Source organism: Niallia sp. Man26 (assembly GCF_022049065.2).
Taxonomy (GTDB): domain Bacteria; phylum Bacillota; class Bacilli; order Bacillales; family Cytobacillaceae; genus Niallia.
Map to the genome: position 1 here is coordinate 1,247,938 of NZ_CP095744.1, position 22,213 is coordinate 1,270,150.

Annotated in this window: 25 protein-coding genes and 1 pseudogene; 21 read left to right on the forward strand and 5 right to left on the reverse strand. The window is 33.3% G+C overall.

Annotated elements, in window-relative coordinates; all coding sequences use genetic code 11:
- Positions 1-260 precede the first annotated feature (260 nt).
- From L8T27_RS25730 to L8T27_RS25745, 4 genes are all read left to right on the forward strand, one after another.
- Positions 261-1,061: a leucine-rich repeat domain-containing protein gene (locus L8T27_RS25730; RefSeq protein WP_237943943.1), complete on the forward strand. Its 801-nt coding sequence runs from the start codon at positions 261-263 to the stop codon at positions 1,059-1,061.
- Positions 1,062-1,262: 201 nt separating this feature from the next.
- Positions 1,263-1,718, forward strand: a complete 456-nt coding sequence (locus L8T27_RS25735; protein ID WP_237943945.1) for a hypothetical protein — start codon at positions 1,263-1,265, stop codon at positions 1,716-1,718.
- 137 nt (positions 1,719-1,855) lie between these two features.
- On the forward strand, positions 1,856-2,137 hold the full coding sequence (locus L8T27_RS25740; RefSeq protein ID WP_127743155.1) for a hypothetical protein: 282 nt from the start codon (positions 1,856-1,858) through the stop codon (positions 2,135-2,137).
- Positions 2,138-2,239: 102 nt separating this feature from the next.
- The gene (locus tag L8T27_RS25745; RefSeq protein WP_237943947.1) at positions 2,240-2,587 is read left to right on the forward strand and encodes a hypothetical protein; all 348 of its coding nucleotides are present in this window, start codon (positions 2,240-2,242) and stop codon (positions 2,585-2,587) included.
- A gap of 187 nt (positions 2,588-2,774) precedes the next feature.
- Here L8T27_RS25745 and L8T27_RS25750 read toward each other — a convergent pair whose 3' ends face one another.
- A complete protein-coding gene (locus tag L8T27_RS25750; RefSeq protein ID WP_237943046.1) occupies positions 2,775-4,013 on the reverse strand; it encodes an IS110 family RNA-guided transposase in 1,239 nt (412 codons plus the stop codon).
- A 493-nt stretch (positions 4,014-4,506) separates the two neighbouring features.
- Between L8T27_RS25750 and L8T27_RS25755 the strand changes: the two genes are divergently transcribed.
- The 10 genes from L8T27_RS25755 (at position 4,507) to L8T27_RS25800 (ending at position 12,931) form a co-directional block, all read left to right on the forward strand.
- Positions 4,507-5,211, forward strand: a complete 705-nt coding sequence (locus tag L8T27_RS25755; RefSeq protein ID WP_237943949.1) for a hypothetical protein — start codon at positions 4,507-4,509, stop codon at positions 5,209-5,211.
- 489 nt (positions 5,212-5,700) lie between these two features.
- Complete coding sequence (locus L8T27_RS25760; RefSeq protein WP_237943951.1) at positions 5,701-6,291, forward strand: TetR/AcrR family transcriptional regulator; 591 nt, start codon at positions 5,701-5,703, stop codon at positions 6,289-6,291.
- A gap of 137 nt (positions 6,292-6,428) precedes the next feature.
- Positions 6,429-7,796, forward strand: coding sequence for an MFS transporter (locus L8T27_RS25765; RefSeq protein ID WP_237943953.1), 1,368 nt, complete (start codon positions 6,429-6,431; stop codon positions 7,794-7,796).
- Positions 7,797-7,899: 103 nt separating this feature from the next.
- Positions 7,900-8,451, forward strand: coding sequence for an NADPH-dependent FMN reductase (locus L8T27_RS25770; protein WP_237943955.1), 552 nt, complete (start codon positions 7,900-7,902; stop codon positions 8,449-8,451).
- Positions 8,452-8,490: 39 nt separating this feature from the next.
- A complete protein-coding gene (locus L8T27_RS25775) occupies positions 8,491-8,688 on the forward strand; it encodes a tautomerase family protein (protein ID WP_237943957.1) in 198 nt (65 codons plus the stop codon).
- A 142-nt stretch (positions 8,689-8,830) separates the two neighbouring features.
- Positions 8,831-9,004, forward strand: coding sequence for an aspartyl-phosphate phosphatase Spo0E family protein (locus tag L8T27_RS25780; RefSeq protein ID WP_282581453.1), 174 nt, complete (start codon positions 8,831-8,833; stop codon positions 9,002-9,004).
- Positions 9,005-9,934: 930 nt separating this feature from the next.
- Positions 9,935-10,321, forward strand: coding sequence for a hypothetical protein (locus L8T27_RS25785; protein ID WP_237943959.1), 387 nt, complete (start codon positions 9,935-9,937; stop codon positions 10,319-10,321).
- 219 nt (positions 10,322-10,540) lie between these two features.
- Positions 10,541-11,392, forward strand: coding sequence for a protein-glutamine gamma-glutamyltransferase (locus L8T27_RS25790; RefSeq protein ID WP_237943968.1), 852 nt, complete (start codon positions 10,541-10,543; stop codon positions 11,390-11,392).
- A gap of 145 nt (positions 11,393-11,537) precedes the next feature.
- Positions 11,538-11,741: a YjcZ family sporulation protein gene (locus L8T27_RS29005; RefSeq protein ID WP_396953853.1), complete on the forward strand. Its 204-nt coding sequence runs from the start codon at positions 11,538-11,540 to the stop codon at positions 11,739-11,741.
- 611 nt (positions 11,742-12,352) lie between these two features.
- On the forward strand, positions 12,353-12,931 hold the full coding sequence (locus L8T27_RS25800) for a hypothetical protein (RefSeq protein ID WP_237943970.1): 579 nt from the start codon (positions 12,353-12,355) through the stop codon (positions 12,929-12,931).
- 102 nt (positions 12,932-13,033) lie between these two features.
- Here the strand turns inward: L8T27_RS25800 and L8T27_RS25805 are convergent, their stop codons facing one another.
- Positions 13,034-13,855: a MerR family transcriptional regulator gene (locus L8T27_RS25805; RefSeq protein WP_237943971.1), complete on the reverse strand. Its 822-nt coding sequence runs from the start codon at positions 13,853-13,855 to the stop codon at positions 13,034-13,036.
- A gap of 100 nt (positions 13,856-13,955) precedes the next feature.
- Between L8T27_RS25805 and L8T27_RS25810 the strand changes: the two genes are divergently transcribed.
- From L8T27_RS25810 to L8T27_RS25830, 5 genes are all read left to right on the forward strand, one after another.
- On the forward strand, positions 13,956-14,417 hold the full coding sequence (locus L8T27_RS25810; RefSeq protein WP_237943974.1) for a GNAT family N-acetyltransferase: 462 nt from the start codon (positions 13,956-13,958) through the stop codon (positions 14,415-14,417).
- A gap of 46 nt (positions 14,418-14,463) precedes the next feature.
- Complete coding sequence (locus L8T27_RS25815) at positions 14,464-15,012, forward strand: GNAT family N-acetyltransferase (RefSeq protein ID WP_237943976.1); 549 nt, start codon at positions 14,464-14,466, stop codon at positions 15,010-15,012.
- A gap of 135 nt (positions 15,013-15,147) precedes the next feature.
- A complete protein-coding gene (locus L8T27_RS25820; RefSeq protein ID WP_233315601.1) occupies positions 15,148-15,342 on the forward strand; it encodes a hypothetical protein in 195 nt (64 codons plus the stop codon).
- Between the two features lie 101 nt (positions 15,343-15,443).
- The gene (locus L8T27_RS25825) at positions 15,444-16,397 is read left to right on the forward strand and encodes a sensor domain-containing diguanylate cyclase (RefSeq protein WP_237943985.1); all 954 of its coding nucleotides are present in this window, start codon (positions 15,444-15,446) and stop codon (positions 16,395-16,397) included.
- A 241-nt stretch (positions 16,398-16,638) separates the two neighbouring features.
- Positions 16,639-17,535, forward strand: coding sequence for an EamA family transporter (locus L8T27_RS25830; RefSeq protein WP_237943987.1), 897 nt, complete (start codon positions 16,639-16,641; stop codon positions 17,533-17,535).
- Positions 17,536-17,587: 52 nt separating this feature from the next.
- Here the strand turns inward: L8T27_RS25830 and L8T27_RS25835 are convergent, their stop codons facing one another.
- The 3 genes and pseudogenes from L8T27_RS25835 to L8T27_RS25845 all read right to left on the reverse strand — a co-directional run bounded on the left by L8T27_RS25835 (position 17,588) and on the right by L8T27_RS25845 (position 20,096).
- The gene (locus tag L8T27_RS25835) at positions 17,588-18,295 is read right to left on the reverse strand and encodes an SDR family oxidoreductase (RefSeq protein WP_237943989.1); all 708 of its coding nucleotides are present in this window, start codon (positions 18,293-18,295) and stop codon (positions 17,588-17,590) included.
- A gap of 29 nt (positions 18,296-18,324) precedes the next feature.
- Positions 18,325-19,417: pseudogene (locus L8T27_RS25840) on the reverse strand (MFS transporter).
- A 268-nt stretch (positions 19,418-19,685) separates the two neighbouring features.
- Entirely contained in the window at positions 19,686-20,096 is a 411-nt protein-coding gene (locus L8T27_RS25845; protein WP_233315596.1) for a MerR family transcriptional regulator, read from the reverse strand.
- Positions 20,097-20,414: 318 nt separating this feature from the next.
- On the opposite strand from L8T27_RS25845, the gene L8T27_RS25850 reads away from it, so the two are divergent.
- Both L8T27_RS25850 and L8T27_RS25855 read left to right on the forward strand, forming a co-directional pair.
- Positions 20,415-20,669, forward strand: a complete 255-nt coding sequence (locus tag L8T27_RS25850; RefSeq protein WP_237943991.1) for an HPr family phosphocarrier protein — start codon at positions 20,415-20,417, stop codon at positions 20,667-20,669.
- 338 nt (positions 20,670-21,007) lie between these two features.
- Positions 21,008-22,090, forward strand: a complete 1,083-nt coding sequence (locus tag L8T27_RS25855; protein ID WP_237943993.1) for an RNA-guided endonuclease TnpB family protein — start codon at positions 21,008-21,010, stop codon at positions 22,088-22,090.
- Positions 22,091-22,213: the final 123 nt, after the last annotated feature.

A 22,213-nucleotide genomic window follows, 5' to 3' on the forward strand; every position in this document is an offset into this window, starting at 1 on the left:
TGGATTTGGATTTTTTGATTGCAATTTAACTTCCATAATTAAACTACCCGTGGCTTTCCTTAGTTAACTAGGAAGGTCCTTTTCTTATGTAACCATCAGGGCAGCATTCCTGTAACAAGTGAAAACTCTCATTATGGGATAAACTGGAATGTTAGCTTAAGAAGAAAATGAAGTGAGTTGTGCTAAAATTAAAACCTACGTATGCCTATTGTTGAGTATCAAAAAAATGCTCATTATTTATTTCTTAATGGGGGATCGAAATGCTACTATTTCCTACTGGGAAACAACCAAAATTTATTAAGGACTTGAAAGACATTATAGAAGCTCCAAAAGAAATTGCATTAAAAGGAAATACTCAACATCTTGAGTATTTGAGTAACTTCGCTGAGATTGAGATAGTTTGGATATATTCTGTTAATCAAAAAGAATTTGACTTAATTATTAACTCCATCAATCCTAAAACATTATACATATATGAAATGCGAGTTGAAGATCTATCATCTATAGAACGGCTTAAAGACTTAGAACAGTTGTATCTTTGTTGGAATCCTAAAGCAAATAAATTATGGGATATGTCGAAAAATCCTAATTTAAAACACCTTTCCATTGAGGATTTTAAACGATTGAATCATATTGACCAACTCGAATCGTGTTATTTATTACAAGAATTAAATTTGGCTGGAGGAATTTGGACAACTTTAAATATCGACACACTGGAACCTATCAAGCAGCTTCAGAACCTTAAAGTTTTGGGGTTATCAAACTTAAAAGTAAAAGATAATTCTTTAGAGCCTATATCGCATTTAAAGGGTTTAATGGAACTCAACTTATCGAATCAGTTCTCTACCGAGGAGTTTGCAATGCTGTCAGTTAAGCTACCTAAAACTAAATGTGAATATTTTCATCCTTACGTTAAACTGAAGGATGTCCCAACAGATGAAAAAGACATTATGGTTATTGGAAAGAGAAAGCCATTCTTGAATTCAACTAAAGATATAAAAAAGCTACAAAAGTACGAAAAACAGTTTAAGGAGTTTCAAAAGAAATACCTAATCACTTAAAATACTTCTTATTTCAAATAGGGCATTATTTCTTCTTGGAGGAGTAATGCCTTGTTTCTTATTTCTCTTCTGTAATTATAATGCAAGTATTCCTGTATTAAATGAAAAAATAGCTTATGGAAGAAAAGAGGGAGGGTTGTTCAAGAGGAGTTTTTGGTAAGTAGTTGAATATTAATAAAATTATTGTCCTTGGAGGTTCTTATGAAAAAATACGAGAAGATGGTTGTATCCATTAATGATTCCGATTTTAATTGTTATGCAAATAAAGGGGATTGGCTTTACAAGGCCAATGATAAAGATACAAAAAAAGGACTGTTTCGTTTACCGAAAGATATTCATTTCTTTGTTTCCTTAAATGAGGATCGGTTACCATCTGAAATTGGTGTTGTTAAGAAAATTGATGGTTATATAACCGCACATGAGCTAGCGGTATTAGATTACTCTTCTAGAAAGAAAGATATAAATCAACTCAATGATAATATTATTAGTGAATATGAATGGTTTCTGGAAAAAGTAAATGCACTTCCTGAACATACCCCCGTGGCATTAACTTGGTTAGAAAAGGTATTTCCCAAAAAAATAAAGGAACTAAGACTACATAAAAAGTTTTTCACTGGAATGTCTAGAGAAGAGAAGGAAGAACTGTTTCAAAATTAAGAATGCACAAACGTGACAGCATTCCTGTAACAAATGAAAACTTGGCTTATGGAATAAACATGCTGATTAGTGATATAAGGTTAAGAGTAATTTGTTAATATATTAAATAAATGAATTTATTTAGAAGGTGTTTGATCATGTTTTTTAAAAAGAAAAAATTTTATGTTTGTTCTGTTTGTGGTTTTGACAGGTTACGAGGTCCTTTGTATAACAAAGATGGGTTACCTGATATAAGCCTAATTTGTGGATGTTGTGGGTTTCACCCAGGTTATGATGATGATGAATTAGGATATTCCTTTGAGACTTATCGTAATAAGTGGATACAGAATGGCATGGAATGGTTGAGGGAGGAAGAAAAGCCAACAAATTGGGATCTGAATAAACAATTGAGTAATATCAATGTTTCTTATAAAGGCTAACGGGGTGTAATCCTGAAGTAGATGGAGAGAACTTTTTAATGTCACAAACTTGGCAGGAGAGTGAGAGAAGGAATTACGAAGTAAAACAGCGAATAAAAAGAATTGTTAATAAGGGGGGGAAGTGATATTACAAAGCCTTTAATTATAAAAAATAAGACATACAATCAAATAAAAAAAATGGTTTCACCAATATATAAGGGGATAATTCCTAACTCTAATGAAATTGTTACAGGAATAATTTTTCCAGAAGAAACAATTCTATTGAGTGATGTTAGAAAAGCGTTGAAAAGAATAAATCAGGACAGTGAAATGAAAAGGGTAGCTGTTGGTTATAGCTTTACGATTGAAGCACAACAATTATTAAAGGAATATAATTATAACACTTTTTCGATAAGTAATTTTGAATGGACAGAAGAACGTTATAAAGAAATTAAGGGTGGAAGTTCCTAATTGAGGAACTTCTTATTTATATATAAGATTGTGAGTAAATGCACTTAAACTAAACCAGCTAATAGTTTGTCAACATTTTTCAATAAAAAGATAAATAATCTCGTGGTATACTAAAAATGCACATGCCAAATAACCTACCGCTATATTTTAATTGGAAGGTTTTGTTGTATTTAGTTAGATATAGTTATTAATCTATATCTTGGAAAGTTGTTCGTTTTTTTAATAAGGCAAAGATCCAGTGTAAGAGCTTGTTTACACATGCAATAACGGCTACCCTAAAGGGTTTTCCTTCTTCTCGTTTCTTATCATAAAACTCTCTTAGTTTTCGATTGCGTGGAATAATCTCGTCGGTTGTCTTCTTTTTACGACTATCCCTTATACCACTTTGAACAGCCATATATAAGGCGTGGCGAAGTCTACATGAGCCACGTTTCGTTATTCGATTCACCGATGCGGTAAACCTCCCAGATGAGTACACACTAGGATCTATCCCAGCGAATGCAACAAGTTTCTTGGCATCATTAAATCGATCTATTTCTCCAATTTCGGATATAATCGTGGCAGCGATTTTTTCTCCGATTCCAGGGATAGATTGAAGAATATAATACTCTTCAATTTCTTTAGCGAGAGCATTTATTTCATCTGCAATCTTGGATAGATGCTCTTGGTATTGAAGAACTATCTTAATTAAAATTTCTAGATTGAAAATATGACTCTCATAGAGATTGTTTTGAAATGGATTACGTAGGGCAGCCTCTATTAACATTTGTGCCTTTTCCTCTGCCCAGGACACCGAACGATTCTTACATAATGAAGCTATTTTATCAGTTAATTCTTTTTCACTGACACTTAATACCGCCTTAGAAGTAGGGAATTCTAGTAAAGTAAGCAAAGATACTTTTGAGTATAAACTTCCGAAAACTCCTCGATACTCAGGGAATACCTGATCAATTAAGGAATGTAACTGTATTTTTGTTTTCGCTGAAATTTCTGCAATACTCTCTTGTTGCCTTGTTAGATTTCGAAGGTTTAAGAGTTGAATTCCTCGCTTCTTGTAAGGCTGTAGTTCTTCCTTATAATACAGTTCACAAAGATGATAAGCATCGATTGCATCTGTTTTAACTTTGCGTAGGCTTGAACTCTTGGCTCTATGTGAAATAAGAGGATTGACGAGAATATATACATATTTTTGTTCCTCTAAAAACTGAATAACTGGGGTGTGATAATGCCCAGTTGACTCTAATACAACCGAAGGTTGAGTACCCAAAGCTGCTTTTTCAACATCTTGAAGAAAATCTAATAACCTACCTAAACCCTCTAGATTATGTGTAATACTAAAACTCTTCCGATATGGTTTACCTTTATCTAAAAATGCTTGAACATGGCTTTCTCCTTTTGAAACATCCAGACCAATCACTGGATTCATACTAATTTCTCCTCCTTAAAAAGCATATTAGTCGGTAACCCCTAAACTCCTTGTAATATCATAGGTTCGCTTGTTAAACGGGTTCATTGTCCCAACCAGCCTGAAACATGTTTATACAAGTAGGGGGTGAACAGTTTAGCTGACGGGATTTATTCCCACGGGGGCGCCGTTCTACCCCGACTACCGTAATCATAAAACTAAAAAAAAAATGGTCAACCAGAAAAATCTGGCTAACCATATATTACGAACGGGGGCTTGAGCGAAAGATCAGAGCTGTCATTTGGCGGCTTTTCTTATTGACAGTTTTTTTGAATAACGAGTCGTTATTATAATGGTTTTACAGATGGTTGGGCAGTATGATGAAAGAATAATAAAGTAAAAGTAGGGAGACTTTGAGTGCTCCCTACTTTATTTTATAATATTTTTTATTATGAACAATGATGTAAATACTAATTCTGAATTGATTTTAATTTATAAAAGATGGAGTGATATAATGGACTACTGGAGGAATAATACAATTTGGTTTGATGATGTTCCTGATTATCTATATGCAGATATAAATTTAAACAACGAAACGGTAAATAAACGGGAACTTGGTAGTGTTAAAATTGAAGAAATAGCATTGGGGAAAATTAGGTATCTTACGCTTTGGAATTATAAAAAAAATAATGTAGGTGTCTTAGACAATATTCCAGAAGATCTTATTTATTTAGAAATGAATAAGGCTAATATAGAGAATTTTAAAAGCATAGAGAATTTTAGAGGGTTAAAACGTTTAGAACTTCATTACTGTACAAAATTACAAAGTGATTCTGGTATATCAGCTTTTACTGATACTTTGGAACATTTACATATAAATCAATCAAAGAAGTTTACGCCTAATGAGGAACTATTCTCTTTGAAAAACCTTCGTGTTTTATGTTTAAATGCCTGCGGTGATTTACAAAATTTAAATTTCTTAGAAGAATTTCCTCACTTGATTGACTTTAGGTTTGCAAATACTAATGTATTGGACGGGGATTTAAATCCAATATTAAACCATCCGACAATTAGAACCGCTGGTTTTCTGAATAAAAAACATTATAATATAAAATCTAATGATTTAAATGAGCGGTTAAATTCTAAAAATGAGGGGAGACCATTTGAAGAAGTTATAAAAAATAAATATAATGACGAAACATTTAGATATATTTATTAATAATAATTAACTCTATTGAATTGTTAGAATGTGTGCTTTCAGACATAATAATTTTTAAATAAGTATGGTTAGAATTAAATTCTTGAAGATCGTGTTACCTTAACAGGTGACACGATCTTTCTACTTTCCATGTATACGTATCTGTAATAGAACTAAAAAGACGTGGCAGCAAGCAAAAGAGATTTTATTGCTTTTAAACAATATGATAAAAAATATTTTGTTTTATTTGTAGTGTCATAACTCAATGATTAATGACACAGCATTACGGTACTAACATGGCAGCATTCCTGTAATAAATGAAAGCTTGCTTATGGTAGAAACGAGGCAGGTTTGTTTAAGTGAAATTAATCACAAAATGAATATTATTTCTAATAATATAGGGAGTCTAGTCCTCAAATTTTTCTTTTGGGAATAATTCCTTGACAATTTAATTAACCTAAGATAATATGATGTCAGTCAGTACTGACATAAAAAAGGGTGATGATAGCAATGAGTAACAGTAAAAAAATAAGTACAAATGATAAATTGTTGATGGCAGCAATTGATCTATTTGCAGAAAAAGGTTATAAAGGTGTAACAACTCAGGAAATTGCTACCTCTGCTGGATTGAGCGAAAAAACACTGTTTCGTCATTTTGGGTGTAAACAAAACCTGCTCGAGACAGCAGTTGAAAGGTTTCATTATACGGAAGAAATGACAAAACTTTTTAATGAGAAAATTGTTTGGGATTTACAAACAGACTTACTCTTAATCAGTCGAACTTATCATAAAATTATGAATAAAAATCGGAAAATGATTATGATTAGTATTAAGGAAGAAGAAAATTTACCAGGATTCCGAGAAAGAAAAAATAAGCCACCTTTGCAATTATTTGAAATCTTATCAGATTATTTTTCAGTTATGATTGAAAAAGGGAAAATAGTTAAAACAAATCCAGATGTTCAGGCTTTTTCGTTTATGGCAATGAATTATGGAGCATTTTTAAACAACTTAGAAACAGAGATTAATTTCCCCTCTGTGTCACTTGAAAATTTTATTACTGTTAGTGTTCAAACTGTTACTAGGGCTTTAACTCCCTAGTTTTTTCACCCGTATAATGTCAGTCAGTACTGACTGACTATTAAATAAATAAAAGTAATTAAAGAATCAATAAGATAAATAATTAAAACAATTTTAGTGAGGAGTAAAGTAATAACCTTTAGAAAAGAGGAAATAAAATGAAATCCAACCGAAAAATTAAAAAGAGCACCGGTGAGCTATTAATGCAGGTTCTTGTTTTTACTCTTATTATCTCTGTAATGAATGCAACAATGTTTAATGTTGCACTACCAGTTATCAGTAAGCAATTTCAGCTTTCTCCATCACAAGCTAGTTGGATTATAACTGCTTATATGATTATTTATGCAATTGGTACAGTAACTTTTGGGAAAATGACAGATAAATATAGTTTGAAGAATTTGTTGACATTTGGTCTCATATTTTTATCCTTAGGATCTCTAATCGGTTTTATAGCAACCGAATATTGGATGATTATAGTTGCGCGAATTATACAAGCAGCTGGTGCATCTGTTATTCCAGCTCTATCAATGATAGTGCCAGTTCGTTATTTTTCACCTGAGAAGAGAGGGCGAGCATTAGGTACATCAGCAGTCGGTTTAGCGTTGGGAACTGCACTTGGTCCCATAGTAGCTGGATTTGTGACCAGTGCAATGAGTTGGCAAGTTTTATTCGCCATTCCACTTCTTTCACTAATTACATTACCATTTTATCGTAAATATTTAGTTCATGAAAAAGGGAAAGAGTCAAAAATGGACTTCTTGGGAGGAGTATTTTTGGCAGGTACTGTAGCAACACTGTTACTCGCATTAACAAATGGTAATGGTTGGTTTTTGTTAGCTGGTGTAGTTTTATTAATTTTCTTCATAATACGTATCTATTACGCTACTGAACCATTTGTAAACCCGGCTATTTTTCGAAATAAACAGTATTCATTAGGTCTTGCAATTACATTCGTAGTAACGGCAATAGGATTTGGTACACCTTATATTACGCCACAATTGTTATCAAACGTAAACGAATTGTCACCTGCTTTTACAGGCATCGTTATGTTACCTTCAGCCTTATTAACCGCAATTTTGGGAAGAAAAGGTGGGAAAATAGCTGATGAAAAAGGGAATCCATTTTTAGTTTATACAGCATCAACACTTCTCTTTATAGGATTTATATCTTTATCTTCAGTTGTTGGTATGTCATCTGTATTTATTGCTATTTTCCTTATTTTTGGTATTTTGGGGCAATCATTCATGCAAATTGCCATGTCGAACACAATTTCACGTACGCTACCTAAAGAGCAGACAGGAATTGGGATGGGATTTTACTCAATGCTCAACTTCATTTCAGCAGCAGTATCGACAGCCACAATTGGAAAGGTACTTGATTACGGTACACAATCTGTTCATTTAAATACAAGTACTACATTGATATACAGTAATATTTTCCTTGTACTTGCCATTCTAATTGTTCTAATGACTGCTATTTATTATTTGAAATTTGGACATTCTGTCAAAAGGAATCTTACAAATTAGAACTTTAGAACTCAATGATTGGGGGTGGTTCCCAAAAAGTTACTTAACAGTTAACAGATAATAAAATTATTAACCAATTATCTAATTTTAGGAGGAAAAACAAATGAAGATAGTAGCAATTATAGGAAGTATACGTAAGGATTCTTACAACTTAAAACTTACTCAGTTTATGCAAAAACGATATAAAGAAAAATTCAATCTAGAAATTCTAAGTATTCGAGAACTACCATTCTATGATCAAGATATAGAAAATAATGCACCATCTACAGTAAAAGAATTTAAAAGAAAAGTTGCTGAAGCTGATGCAGTTTTGTGGGTAACCCCTGAATATAATGGAACAATCCCAGGTGTATTAGGGAACACGATTGACTGGTTATCTCGGGTAGATAAAGTAATGGTAGGCAAACCATCATGGATTATCGGTGCTACTCCTGGATTTCTAGGTACAGTAAAAGCACAGTTACATTTACGAGAAATTTTATTTTCATTATCATCTCCACTTTTACCGGGTAATGAAGTGTATATTGGGGCTGTGCATGAAAAAATTAATGTTGCGGGTGAACTGATTGATGAGCAAACAGTTAAATTTTTAGATCTTGTAGTTACTAATTTTCTATTCTGGATGAAACATCAAAAATCGTTTACTAGTAAATAATACAACTAATAAATATCCCTTTAAAGGAGAATGATTAAAATGCCTATCGTTAATATTAATATCGCACCAGAACTACTCCATGTAGATAAAGAAGAAGCATATAAGGAAATGGTAAAAGGAATAACACGGACTATTTCAGAAAGTGCAAAAGTACCTGCAGAAGCAGTACATGTTATGATTAATGAGACAAGTGCTAAACGTTATAGTGTTGCTGGAAAGTTTCTTATTGAAAAATAAAGTATTCTTTAGATAGGTTCAGTATTAAATTAATAAAGCTCGGATTCCTAAATAATTATAAAAGTTATTAATATTGTTGATGTGTAATTGTAAATTTAGAGATGATATAGGAATTATTCAGACAAAAATATAGGAAAAGCAAATGAGAGATCACTTGGATGCACAAATCAATAGACTAAGAAATAAAATGATCTATATTGGTATGAGAAAAGGATTTTCCTCTAAAGAAACCTTAATACTAAGTACAAAATTGGATAGTTTGTTAATCTTAAAAATGAGGTTACTTAAAGAGAAGAATACTTCCCCAAAAGAATAGTTAATTATAATTAGATATATTTTGAGGTATTGAAAAAGGAGAGTACTACGGTTTGTAGACTCTCCTTTTGTTTATATAAGGAAACATATGTGAAAAATAACACTTGAACGAAAGGTTATATTAGAGAGAAGCTTTTCTCTTATGTCGCAATAAGAGGAGGTAATTCTGCACTTAATAAATAAACAGTTGAAGGAGAGAGGAGAAAGTATATGAGAGAGTGTAGAAGCATTGAAGAGGTAAGAGAAAGTATTGATTATCATTTAGCAGCTTGTTCAACGTAACGACTTCTATCGCTTATTAACTTTACAATTTGATTATCACGGAAGAAACGTGGCAGCACTCCTGTAACAAATGAAGAAAAATTGGCTTATGTCACAAACCGAAAAGGGTTGTTAATAAGTTAAGAAAAAATGTTAAGCTTTCCAAATGAAACGATAAAATAAACTTAAGCATTTAAAATAGACTATCTTCTTTTATATATCAAGAATTAGTTCTTCATTCAAAAATTAATACTAGGCAAGAGTAAGAAACTGAAATTACATAAGGCAATGCTATAAATGTGCATAGCCTTTTTGTATGTTTGATAATGGAGCTTGTGAACTATTACACTTAAACAATAGGGGGCAATAGTTAAACAAGAATTATGAAACACAAGGTGTTTTCGTGTTTCTTTTTTTAGTAGTATCAACAGTGAAGTTCTGCGAACCGCGAAAAATTTATAGTAAAATGTAATAAAAGAATCAATGTGCAATGTTATCAATCAACTGCAAAAGCCTTTTAGAACGTTTAATTACTTTTAAGAGGCTTTTTCTTATGGTTTTGAACTTTTATAATTTCACAGCCTAAGTTAAGGCGAACAAGCTTCACAAAAAACAGTAAAACATACAATACCTTTAGAGATTTATTTAAAATAAGGTAGCGATGTTTCAAATGTATCAAAATATAAATGATAATCGACAATTTCTAAACTTTCTATTACCATCATTTCCAGGCCCATCAGGTCCACCTGGTTTCCCAGGACCTGGGTTTGGAGGTCCATCAGGTCTACCACCATTACAACCTTCACAAGCTCCAACAGCTCCTCCTCCACCATTTATTCCTCAACAAGCAGCTGCTTCACCATTTGCTGTGGATCCTGGAGCAATAAGATTTTGCCTGTTTCGTAATACTTTTATTTGGCTAAGTAATGGTACAGGATTTTGGTTTTATCCCGTATTCGTAGGTCCAAGATCTGTTGCTGGTTTCAGATGGAATGGAAGGACTTGGGTGATTTTTGGTATTGACACAAGAAGAATTATTTCATTTACATGTTACTAAATACATTTAGGGTGATGCTTTCATTAGAGCATCGCCCTTTTACTTAGTTAAGAATGAATTGGCATTTAGATTAAAGAATCTGTTTATTGAGGGAGCAACTTAATCAAGGATTTAATATTTACTTAGTCATTTATGCATAAATAGCTTCCTACCAACAAGATTTGATTTCATTTTTTAAGAAGACGGGAAAATAAAAAAGCAGAGAATGGAGGAATAAAAGTGATACAAGTAATGGGTAAATCCTTTGAATTCCAAGGGAATTTGGAATTGGATCAAGTTGAAAAAAATATACTGCAATATATGCAAGAAGATCATATCGTATATTCTTATATTTCTTCGAGAGAATTACTTTTTGAAATTAAATTACGGAAAAATATTATTAAAAGTGCAAAAGAAATGAATGAAACCAAGCCTGAATTTACTATTTTTGAGCAAGCTCGATGTAACCGGAATTACTGGCAATTAACTAAGGCTGGTGGTTTTTTGTTAAGACCGGATGTAAGGCCTTCTGATGCAATTATGGACATTTTTAAGAACAGTTCGCTGTATGCGTTTGAATGTGCAACAGCTTCTGTGATTATCTATTACTATGCTACGTTAAAGACCATTGGACATCATTTATTTAATGCACATTTTCAAGAACTGTATCTATATAGCTGGCATACAGATACAGATCTTGGTCTAGTTACGTTTTATTCAGATGGTTTTTTACCTGGTGACGTTGTTTATTTTGATAATCCTGACTATAATTCACAAACACCATGGTTTAGAGGGGTAAATGCCATACTTTTAGATGATTGGAGATATTTCGGACATGGATTTTCCATTAAGACAGATGAAGAAATTGTTCAGGTTCTAAATAAAAAGAGAATGGAAGGGAGTAAACAGTCCGCAGTCCTGACAAGTTTGTTGACAAGACCTTCTTTTTCCCGTTTATCAGCATTAACAAACAGACAACAGACTAGCAGTGATTTCAAAATGAAACAACATGTCGCGCACCATAACCGGAGTTCCATATCATTACTAAATTATTATAATTATATAATTTCATTGGGATATCAGTTCTTCTAAGATAAAATAAGCATAAGCAAATTATACGATAAATTGCATTTTTAATTACCGGGTAAAAACCCAATTTTCAGTAGACGGGCTCCATTTTCATATTTGAGCGTATCATGTAGTGATAAGCTTACTTAAAAAGAAAGGATGTTTAATTATGTATGCAAACGTGAACGCACCTCCAACTGTCGGAGCAAATGTTCCTCCTCAACCGACTACGGCCCCTACTTTTGTTCAATCATTCCCATCCTATACGGCTCCAGCTTACAGTTATGCCTGTCCAACATATCAAAATAATAACTTTATCTTAATTGTCGTGTTATTTATTTTATTAATCATTGTGGGAGCATGTATCTGTTAAATATTTTTTCTGCTTAGGTAGAAAAAATATAGCTCATTTGGTGGTATTAAAGATACGTTAACAATGAGATTTACAATTACAATGCAAGAGAATATAGAAAGTCCCCCTAGCAATGTCGTGGCAAAGCTGTAATAAAAAACGTAAGAGATAAAGTGGGGGAGTGCATTCCTTTTTTAAAGGGGAGTGCTTTTCTTTGTATGCGAATAGGTAGATTGTTGAAAAGGCAGTTTACATATTCTATTTTTCAAAAAAGCTTACTGATTAAGAAATTCTGGCTGATCTTATAATTCGATAGGGGGCGTTAGTTGAAGAAAACAAATAATATAGAATTTACGCATCCATAGTTATAGTGAATAAAAAATTAAACTATTAAAGAAATTCTATAATCTATATATTTTTAAGAATATATATAAAGTACCGCTTCATGGTTTGCGGTAGGTATTGGTGTAGCCGCTGCCTTAGGTTTGTTCGGAAATAAATAGAAAAAGAAAAAACATTAACAATTGCACTCAGAATAGGAGTGCTTTTTCTATGACATTACAAGATAGTTGTAATGAAACTTCATATTGGTAATAATGGAACAAAAAGGGGATGAGGGGAGGAGAGTAGAAGTGGAAAATACACTTTTATTGGTTACAGGAACATCTTTTACATTAAATTTTTTAATTTATATACAAAATATCTATCTCAATCAAAATCAAACAGATGAAGAAATAAGATTCCCTTATTCATCAACAGAAATAGCCTTTAAAGAGGATTTTCCCAAGCAATATGAACAATTATGGAAGGCTATTGCAGAAAAGGTCAAACTAGATAATAGCTATATATATGAACTATCCAATGAAGATAAAAAATTATTTTACGATAGATTATTGGAGGGTAAGTCAGAGGCCCCCGAATGTTTTAATCAGATTTATAAAAGCTTTCAAGCATGGTGGAACAGCTTGGCAGGATCTTTTTCACTGGAAAGATCCATTGATTCATCAACGATTGGAAAATTATATGAGGATTTATCTAATTTACTGAAAGTAAGGGGAAAAACTCCACAAAACTCATTGTACATTAGCTTAATTTATGACAAATGTTTATTAGCTAATAGTCCGTCCTCTCCTTCTTTTGCAGTTTTAGCTATTGAGGAATTTTTTATTAGATACAGAGAATTAGTTCCCAAATTAGAAAAATCCTTTTAATGCGTTTTTTTCAGTAAATGGATTAAACTACTAGCGGCATTAATCATCAGGTTGATGCCTTTTGGGTTTTCCATTTAGAGAAATGATCGATGGTTTTAAATATTAAATGACATGAACCATAATTTTTGTGATGTACTCTTCTTCTCGATTTTTGACCACATTATCATATATATATTCCTCAAAAACATACTCTCCTAAGGTTAAATTTAAACGATTCATTTCAGCAAAAATACGCGTATATGTTTTATCGATGTCTTTTTCTAAACCGATGTGGTAGCCGATTAAATAATAACCCTTTAAAGATGGATGGAATGTGTAGCTGTCTTTTTGTTTCGGTTGCTCCATATATAAATAATTATAGTTAGTGTACTCTCCTTTTAGTACTTCCTCACGCATAGTCATACCGCCGATTGGATAGCCTGTATCTAGTTCTTTCACATATAGTTCGGTAATAAAATCAGACACAGCCTCCACAAATTCTTCATCAGGTATGTCTTTTATATTCCTGCTTAAATACAGGTTAGCTGCAGAAATTTGTTCTAGTGATATTTGCTCAAAGTTGAGGCTTGAGGCTTGTTCCATTAGCTTAATTTTTGCTTCGATAATCTGCTCGTTTTTCTCTAATTCCTTCCTTTTTTGTATCAATAAATCTTTTTGTTGATACATTAGTGATAAAAATTCTTCTGGTGATTTATTCTGCGTATATTGTTGGATATCGTTTAATGACATTCCTAAATCTTTTAATAAATCAATTACAATAAATAACTCTAATTGGCGAATAGAATAGTAACGATAGCCCTTAGAGTCTTTTATAACAGGTGATAAAAGGCCAATTTGTTCATAATAAATAACTGTTTGCTTATTAACTTTACATAGTTTGGCAAACTCGCCAGTAGTGAAATATTTTGAATTTTCATGTTCCATATTTTTGAATCTCCTTCTTGACTATATAGTTACTATATACATTAAGATGATTTCAAAATCAATCATTATGTAGTCCACATTTAAGGATGGAGATGTCTATATGAAAACTATTGAGATTAGGCCAGTAACCAAAGCAAATGCTTCAGAAGTTCTAGCCTTAAAAGTCAATGAAAGCCAGAGGCACTATATTGAAACAACCGAACAGTGTTTAGAAGACGCAAAAAATTGCGTTTACTACAAGCCTGTCGGTCTTTATAAGGAAGGTGTTTTAGTTGGTTTTGCCATGTACGGATGGTTTCCTGAATATGATGAAAATCATAAAAAGGGAAAAGTATGGCTAGATCGGTATTTAATTGATGAAAGATTTCAAGGCCAAGGTCTAGGCAGTATATTTTTAAAAACGCTAATCAGCAAGTTAATTAATGAATTCGCATGCACAAAGATTTTTTTAAGTATTTATGATACTAACATACATGCTATAAGCCTTTATAAGCGCTATGGTTTCACCTTTAATGGAGAATTGGATTTTAACGGAGAAAAAGTGATGGAATTAATCGTATAGCTTTTTATGTATCATTTTAGACCAGAAAAAAAGGAGCAATAAGCAAATGCATTTTAAAATCGAAACTATTAAAACTACAAAGGAGTTTAATAAAGTGAAAGCATTAATCTCCGAATCATTCCCTAGAAATGAGCAAATTCCATTTTGGTTTCTTCTATGGAAGTCGAAGAAAAACTTCGTAGACCTATTAGGTGTATATGCTGATAATTCGTTAGTAGGTTTTATTTATTTAATTACACATAAAGATTTAACCTTTGTTTTGTATTTTGCTATTGATAATAAGCATAGATCAAAGGGGTTTGGTAGTATGGCAATTAGTAAGTTGAGGGAGTATTGCCCAAATAATCGAATCATGCTTAACATAGAAGCAGTTAAAAAAAATGCAAGTAATTATGAGCAAAGAGTTAAAAGAAAGAAGTTTTATATAAATAATGGGTTTAAAAACGCTAGTCTTATGATAGAAGAGAATAGTAATAATTTATTTGAAGTTTTAGTAAATAACAGCGATGTTACAGTAGCAGAATACGCTAATCTGTTGAAGCGATTTACTGGAAGATTGCTATATCTATTTTTTAAGCCGAAATTTATCCGATAGATTCAACATATCAAAGCTAATGTAAAAATTTGCTTTGATCTTTTTTATGTCTGAAACCTATTGTTCTATATTTCGTATTTGTAAACAAAGCCTATTACGAATAAAGTCTCTTGAACCAAAAGGAGGTAAATCAAAATGAAAAAACTATCGACTATCGGAAAGATAAATTTAATTGCAGGTACGCTATTTGTACTAATGGGGATATTGGCTTTTTTTAGTGGATATTTGCCAGGCAGCTTTTTTGTGGAGATGGAGCCTTTCTTATTTATTCCTATTGGCCTTTCCTTATTATTGTCCGCTTCGTCCTTTCAAAAGGCAGATGGAAATTAACGTATTTTTATAACTTTTGGCTGGTTTTGTCAATGAAGGCTTAACGAGTATAATAAAAGTAGATAAATGTAATACGTATCTAAACTTTGGGGAGCACACTAATGATAACTAATATAAAAGAGTATCTATTATATAATAACTTTAATGAACTTGCCGTTGATATTTTAACCTTGGCAAAAGAGATATTACCAGACAGCTTTCTGTTTTTAAGTGCCATTGTCAATAATGAACAGCATATTTTGAAGACTTCTCCTAATACGGAGCATATTAACATTAGAGAGGGAATAGCGCTCCCGCTGAAAGTGGCAATTTGCAGCAGGATTGATTTTACTAAAGGTATCCCATTAGTCTATGAGGATATAAGTAAGGAATCTAGCCTAGATGATATCAAGGGAATATACTCTAACACGAATGTGAACGCTTATTTAGGTGTGCCGGTAATCTTAAGGGATGGCGAGGTTTTTGGGACTTTATGTGCTGTTCATGAGAAGGCTGCACAGTTTAATGAGAAAAGTATAAAGCTGATTGAAAAAATTGCGAAAATGTTTTCTTATTACTTAGAGCTAGAGCAATTAGCATACAGAGACCATTTAACAGGCAGTTATAATCGGCATTTTCTTGAAAGATATTTTAATGAATTTGCCCATGAGGATGGCGCAATTTTCTTTCTAGATTTAGATTGTTTTAAAGAGATAAATGATAGCCTTGGCCATGATACAGGTGATTTGATATTAAAAGAAGTCGCCCTTAGAATGGAGGCAGTCATGCGGCAGAGGAATATAAATGGAGCGGTATTTCGGTTAGGCGGAGATGAATTTATTATTAACTTAGTTGGAAAATTAAGCGTTCAAGAAATCGAGGAAATAGCAGAGGCTTTTATTGAAAGATTATCGTCCTGGGATTTTCAAATCAAGGAGTTTAACTTATCTGTGAGCATTGGCATTGTTCAATACACAAATACAATGAAACTGACGTTAAATAAACTGCTGAAAAAAGCAGATAATGCTTTATATCGGGCGAAAACTAGTGGGAAAAGTACCTACTGCTTTTTTTGATTTTTGGATGAGATTTATATGTGCAGAACCAGTAGAGCACAAAAAATATCCAAAACTAAGCAAATAAGCAGGGAAATTATTTATTGACTTCTACATTAGTTGTAATTATAATGAAAAAACGAAATTCGAATACTAAAATTATTTAGGTCGTGGATTTTTCTAGAGTGAACTCTATTTTCGCCACACAAATGTTGTGAGACATTTGTGTGGCTTTTTTTATGCGCAGAAGGGGGATTTAAATTTGAGTAAATGGCATTATGTATTATTTGTTTTTTTAGGTGGCTGCAGTTACGGAATATTATCTACGTTTGTAAAGCTTGCATACGGAGCTGGGTTATCTGTTAACGAGGTAACGGGGGGACAATATTTTATTGGTACTTTAATTATTTGGATACTCGTTTTGTTTATGAAAAAGAGGGGGATTTCTGGTAATCAAGCCATAAAGTTAATTTTATCGGGCATTCCATTTGGACTGACAGGCATATTTTATTATCAATCCTTACAAACACTTCATGCCTCATTAGCCATTATCTTTTTGTTTCAATATATCTGGATAGGATCATTATTAGAATTGGTGTTTTTAAAGAACAAGCCTTCGAAGGAAAAATTAATAGCAATAGGTATTCTGCTGGCAGGATCGCTATTAGCTGCGGGGATTACCTCGGAAACTGGTGTTCACATTACATGGCAAGGTATGATGTGGGGACTGCTTGCTGCTATAACCTTTGCAACGTTTATTTTTCTGAGCGGTACAGTTGGACATAATACGGAACCGCTGTTGAAAAGCGCACTGCTTTCCTCAGGCGGCTTAATCGTTGTTTTTATCATCTTTCCACCAGTATATTTTGTGGATGTGTCTGTTCTAGGCGGATTTATACAATATGGATTAATACTAGGAATATTTGGTGCAGTGCTTCCGCCGCTTTTATTATCCATTGGTATGCCTAAAGTCGGCCCAGGACTCGGCACAATCCTGACAGCTTCAGAGCTTCCGGTAGCAGTCTTAATGTCTGCGTTAATACTGCGTGAACAAGTAGGTGTTTGGCAATGGTTTGGTGTTGCTCTCATATTAGGAGGCATTATGGTGAGTAATGTCAAAATGTTTAAAGCAAGAAATATTTCAAGTCCCAATTGGTAAGGGATATGCGGAGCTGTCCATTAATTAATGGACAGCTCCAGTTTATTGCATGCTACCAATCAATGCTGTTTTTGCCTCTGAAAAATTTTCCCGATGGTCCGTCAGACCCAATAGCAGTTAACCATAAAATGGACTCAGCAGCTTGCTTCGGTGTCGTTGGAGCAGAAGTTCCACCCATATCTGTGCTTACCCAGCCAGGATCGGCTGCGTTTACTTTGATATCACCTTTGACTTCTCCCGCAATTAATTGTGTTAAACCGTTTAAAGCAAACTTAGACAATTTATACGCTCCGACTTCTGGGGATGTTAATTGGCTTAAACGGCCATAATCAGAAGAAATATTAATAATTTTTCCATATCCATATTTTTCCATGAGAAGCAGAAAGGACTGAATGGTATAGTAAGCCCCAAAAAAGTTTGTTTCCATTGTTTTTTCCAAAATGGCAGGGTCCATAGTTAATAAACTTTCATCTTCGTCTAAATAAACACCTGCATTATTAATCAAAACATCTAATCTTCCAAAGTGCTCATCTACCGTGATGGCGGCTTGGCGAATGCTTTCATGATTGTTCACATCCATCTCGAGAAAAGATACTTCTAAATTTGATTTGCGAAGTTTTTTAACAGCTTCTAGCCCTTTTTTTGAGTCTCGGCTTGTTAAGATAACTTTAAAACCTTTCAAAGCCAATTGGCGGACCAGTTCATAGCCAATTCCGCGATTACCGCCAGTGACTAGGGCAACTTTTGAGTCTGTAAACATATTATTATCCTCCTTGAAAAGAATGGAATTTATCTTGATACTTGATGTACAGGAGTCATCATATAGTTTCTAAGTACAATAGTTACTAAACTTAACACTAATGAAAGAATCCCAACTAATACAACATATTGCGTACCCATTGATGCTATTAAAAGTCCGCCTGCAGCTGACCCGACAGTTGTCCCAACGTTGCAAGAAGAGATAAAGAGTCCGTTAGCAAAATCAGGTGCTTCAGGGGCTGAAGACGTAATTAAATATTGATTAATATTCGCCATTATTCCCCCTGCTAAAATTCCCCAAATGAAAGTAAGCATTGCCATTGGCAGCGGATACTGTCCTGTGAAGAATAAGAGGATGTAATAGTAGAGGGAAATATACTACAGATTTAATCGGGTTTTGCGTAAGCAGCTTTCCTGCGACAATATTACCAATCATATTGGCCCCGCCAAAAATAAACAGCGTTAAAGTTATTGTATTTGGAGACATATTCGTTACTGTCTTCAAATATTCCGTGAAGTAGCTGTAAACTCCAAATACAGATGCATTTAATAAAATAACTGTCACAATAGAAATCCAGATTATTGATTTCTTTAAGACAGACAGCTGTGCACCGTAAGATTGTTTTACTTCGACAGGCATAGAAGGGACAAAAATGAATGTCGCAATAAAGACTATAACAGTAACAACAGCAAAGAATGCCATCGCCATTTCATAAGATAGGACACTATCAATAAAACTTGCGATTGGCACACCGGCTACCATACCCGCAGATACGCCAATAAATACTTTAGAAACAGCTTTTGGAGCTTCTTCTTTACTAACAGAGGAAGCAGCAACTGTAAAAGCCATCGAACAATAAATAGGATGAAAAAAACCTAGAACGACTCGTGTTAATAATAAAACAGTAAAATTAGTAGTAAATACAGACACAATATTCCCTAGCACAAACATGCCTAAAACAATTAACATGACTGTTTTTCGATTTATCCCTGAAAACAATAACGGCATTATTGGACCAGAAATAGCAATCGCGAGTGCAAACAGACTCACCAGCAAGCCGGCAGTTGATACACTGACATTAAATTGTTCAGCAATCGAGGGCAATAACCCGATAACCCCCATTTCGGTATTTAAGATGCCAAAAACTCCTATAGTTAAGATGAATATTAATAATTTTTTATTATACAAAAAAATCCCTCCATAAAATTCTTCATTTTACCGGTGCAGCAAAGGTATTACGCGATGACAAGTTTTTTGTAAGTATAAAGGTTAGAGTTAACTCTAGTTCAAGAAGTATTTTTGAAAAAAAATTGTTTTTTTTATTTGGAGGGAGGGGCATTTAATAAAAAGAGCCATCTAACCTACTGGTTGTAGGTTAGATGGCTCTATGTTAATTTAAACTGCCAATTTTTTCAGTTTTATGAATATCTTCTGTGCCTGCCTCTAAGGCAGTCTTATAATAGTCGCATTTATGTTTAATAATTTCCATCGTTTTATTTATTTCTGCCAGCTGTGCTTCAACAGCGGCTTTCCGTTCTAAAAACATGTCATATCTCTGCTGGAGGGTAGCATCTCCATCCTGACACCAATCAATGAAACTTTTAATTTCCTTTATAGGCATCCCAGTAGATTTCAGACATTCAATGATCCTTAATGCGCCAATATCCGACTCTTTAAACAATCTTGTTCCATTAGTTGTTCGTTCTACAAAAGGCAAAAGGCCTTCTTTGTCATAATAACGGAGCGTATAGGTGGTAAGGTTTAATTCTTTCGCTACTTCACTAATAGAGTATGTGTTCATTGTTTCACTCCTTATTCTTCTATAAATATAGATTTAGAGTTAACTCTAGGATGCGAGGCCAATTCTATCATGGTTATTTACTGATTGTCAAAGCTGATTTTAAAAATATTGTAAATTATCATAAAAATGGATAATTCACTTGACTTAGAGTTAACTTTAAGGTTTATCATATTTGCTAGTAAAAGTTTTAACTAGGAATATAGTGTAATTTGTTTTGTGTTTAAACTAAATTATTAACATGAAAGTTAACTGATTTTTACTAGGTGTTATTTTATATCCAAAACAGTTAACTGAATTTCTAATAGGAAGGTGATTATCATGTTGGTAACAAAGGAAACGGTAAGACTGATCCGGGGACTGCAAGCAAGAAATACGACGATATTTGTTGCTAAAGCCCGTTCTTTTAGTAGTGATGTGTTTCTAACTAAGAATGGTAAAGCTTCAAATGGAAAAGAAATTATGAAGGTAATGGACTTAAATGTAAACACTGGTGATGAAATCACCTTGTTAGTCGATGGACCAGATGAGAAGGACGCCATCCATACATTAAAAAAATTCCTATTTAATAAGTAGAAATATTTAGTATTTACTTGGAATTTTCTATGACCAATCTGCAAAAAAGACTCACTACCAAGAACGTTATTCCGATGATTCATATCACATCTGTCCATGACGACGAAGTTTTCCTATTCCGAAAATACAGCTGAAGTTAATCATAAAGAAAAGGGGAATAACCAATGAATTGGTACCCCTCTTTTTCTTATTACAGATTTTACGGAACGAGAAAGCCCATTCCTTAAGGTGTGGGATGAAAGTGAATGGTTTTTTATTTCTTAGAGTAATCCACTAGGCATTTGAATCTCTTGTTGTTATAATATACGAAACGTACGTTCGATGGGTGGTGAACAAACTTGGAAACAATTTCTTTGAAACTAGAATTATTAAATCCTACTAAAGCTAAAAAAGAGATGTACAAAGAAATGACAAATATCAATACATCTTTTGCGAACTGGTTATTGGAATATCAAGGTCTAAAGGATGCAACATCGAAAGTTTATAAGTTGTTTTCTGATGGGAAATTCCCCTCGGCTATTGTGAACCAAACCATTCGAGAGGTTAAATCTAAGAAAAATAATCAAAAAGCGAAGGTTTTTCGCCGTTTTTGGTGTGGCTTCAACAACCAAAATTTGAAAGTAGAGAAAGAAAACAACCTCTATAAAGTTTCATTTCCTACTCTTGAGAAACGTGTTGGTGTACCAGTTGTAATAGAAACATACCAAACACATTGGTTAGATAAAGTTTTGGAAGGGAAAGCAAAACAAGGAGCAGCGGAGTTGTATGAGAAAAAGGGGCGTTGGTATGTTTCCATTTCTATCTCTTTTGAACCAAAAATACCGAAATTTGAATCTATTAAACCTCCAATAATGGGCATTGATGTAGGGTTAAACTATCTTGCTGTTGCTATGGTTGGAACAACTTCGTTGTTTTTTAAAGGAAATGAGGCAGCATTTATTCGCAGGAAATATGCTTCGAAAAGACGAGTCCTTGGACAGAATAAAAAGTTGGATGCTATTCGCAAATCCAAAAACAAAGAATCGCAATGGATGAAGGAATTAAATCATGTCATAAGCCGAAAAATCGTAAACTTCGCATTAGAGAACGGTGTTCGTCTAATACGAATGGAAGATTTAACAGGCATTAGAAAAACAGCAAAATCAAAGAAAGAAGCAGGTCGAAATCTACATTCTTGGGCACAATATCAACTTCAAACTTTCATTGAATACAAAGCAAAGGTGGAAGGCATGGAAGTTCAATATGTAAATCCTTATAACACATCGCAGATGTGTAAATGTGGTCATATTGATAAAAATAATAGAAACCGTCATCTATTTCAGTGCGAAAAATGTGGATATAAAAGCCATGCAGATGTGAATGCTGGACTTAATATATCAAAATGTGTAAGTGGTATTTCTAAAAAGAAAAAAGCATCCTAACTAGTGTTGTGGTAAAAGCAACACCGCCTGTTTAGGTACATATACACCAAAGGTGTATAGAACGTAACAGGATGGGGTAATGACATACCCCTTAACTAAAGGCTAGTTCAAAGCAGAAATGAA

Coding starts and splice junctions, on each gene's coding strand:
- L8T27_RS25805 (WP_237943971.1), bottom strand. CDS start 13,855: ATGGAACATGAAAATTCAAAATATTTCACTACTGGCGAGTTTGCCAAA.
- L8T27_RS25775 (WP_237943957.1), top strand. CDS start 8,491: ATGCCTATCGTTAATATTAATATCGCACCAGAACTACTCCATGTAGAT.
- L8T27_RS25780 (WP_282581453.1), top strand. CDS start 8,831: ATGAGAGATCACTTGGATGCACAAATCAATAGACTAAGAAATAAAATG.
- L8T27_RS25850 (WP_237943991.1), top strand. CDS start 20,415: ATGTTGGTAACAAAGGAAACGGTAAGACTGATCCGGGGACTGCAAGCA.
- L8T27_RS25750 (WP_237943046.1), bottom strand. CDS start 4,013: ATGAATCCAGTGATTGGTCTGGATGTTTCAAAAGGAGAAAGCCATGTT.
- L8T27_RS25810 (WP_237943974.1), top strand. CDS start 13,956: ATGAAAACTATTGAGATTAGGCCAGTAACCAAAGCAAATGCTTCAGAA.
- L8T27_RS25760 (WP_237943951.1), top strand. CDS start 5,701: ATGAGTAACAGTAAAAAAATAAGTACAAATGATAAATTGTTGATGGCA.
- L8T27_RS25755 (WP_237943949.1), top strand. CDS start 4,507: ATGGACTACTGGAGGAATAATACAATTTGGTTTGATGATGTTCCTGAT.
- L8T27_RS25770 (WP_237943955.1), top strand. CDS start 7,900: ATGAAGATAGTAGCAATTATAGGAAGTATACGTAAGGATTCTTACAAC.
- L8T27_RS25730 (WP_237943943.1), top strand. CDS start 261: ATGCTACTATTTCCTACTGGGAAACAACCAAAATTTATTAAGGACTTG.
- L8T27_RS25785 (WP_237943959.1), top strand. CDS start 9,935: ATGTATCAAAATATAAATGATAATCGACAATTTCTAAACTTTCTATTA.
- L8T27_RS25820 (WP_233315601.1), top strand. CDS start 15,148: ATGAAAAAACTATCGACTATCGGAAAGATAAATTTAATTGCAGGTACG.
- L8T27_RS25825 (WP_237943985.1), top strand. CDS start 15,444: ATGATAACTAATATAAAAGAGTATCTATTATATAATAACTTTAATGAA.
- L8T27_RS25835 (WP_237943989.1), bottom strand. CDS start 18,295: ATGTTTACAGACTCAAAAGTTGCCCTAGTCACTGGCGGTAATCGCGGA.
- L8T27_RS25765 (WP_237943953.1), top strand. CDS start 6,429: ATGAAATCCAACCGAAAAATTAAAAAGAGCACCGGTGAGCTATTAATG.
- L8T27_RS25740 (WP_127743155.1), top strand. CDS start 1,856: ATGTTTTTTAAAAAGAAAAAATTTTATGTTTGTTCTGTTTGTGGTTTT.
- L8T27_RS29005 (WP_396953853.1), top strand. CDS start 11,538: ATGTATGCAAACGTGAACGCACCTCCAACTGTCGGAGCAAATGTTCCT.
- L8T27_RS25845 (WP_233315596.1), bottom strand. CDS start 20,096: ATGAACACATACTCTATTAGTGAAGTAGCGAAAGAATTAAACCTTACC.
- L8T27_RS25735 (WP_237943945.1), top strand. CDS start 1,263: ATGAAAAAATACGAGAAGATGGTTGTATCCATTAATGATTCCGATTTT.
- L8T27_RS25815 (WP_237943976.1), top strand. CDS start 14,464: ATGCATTTTAAAATCGAAACTATTAAAACTACAAAGGAGTTTAATAAA.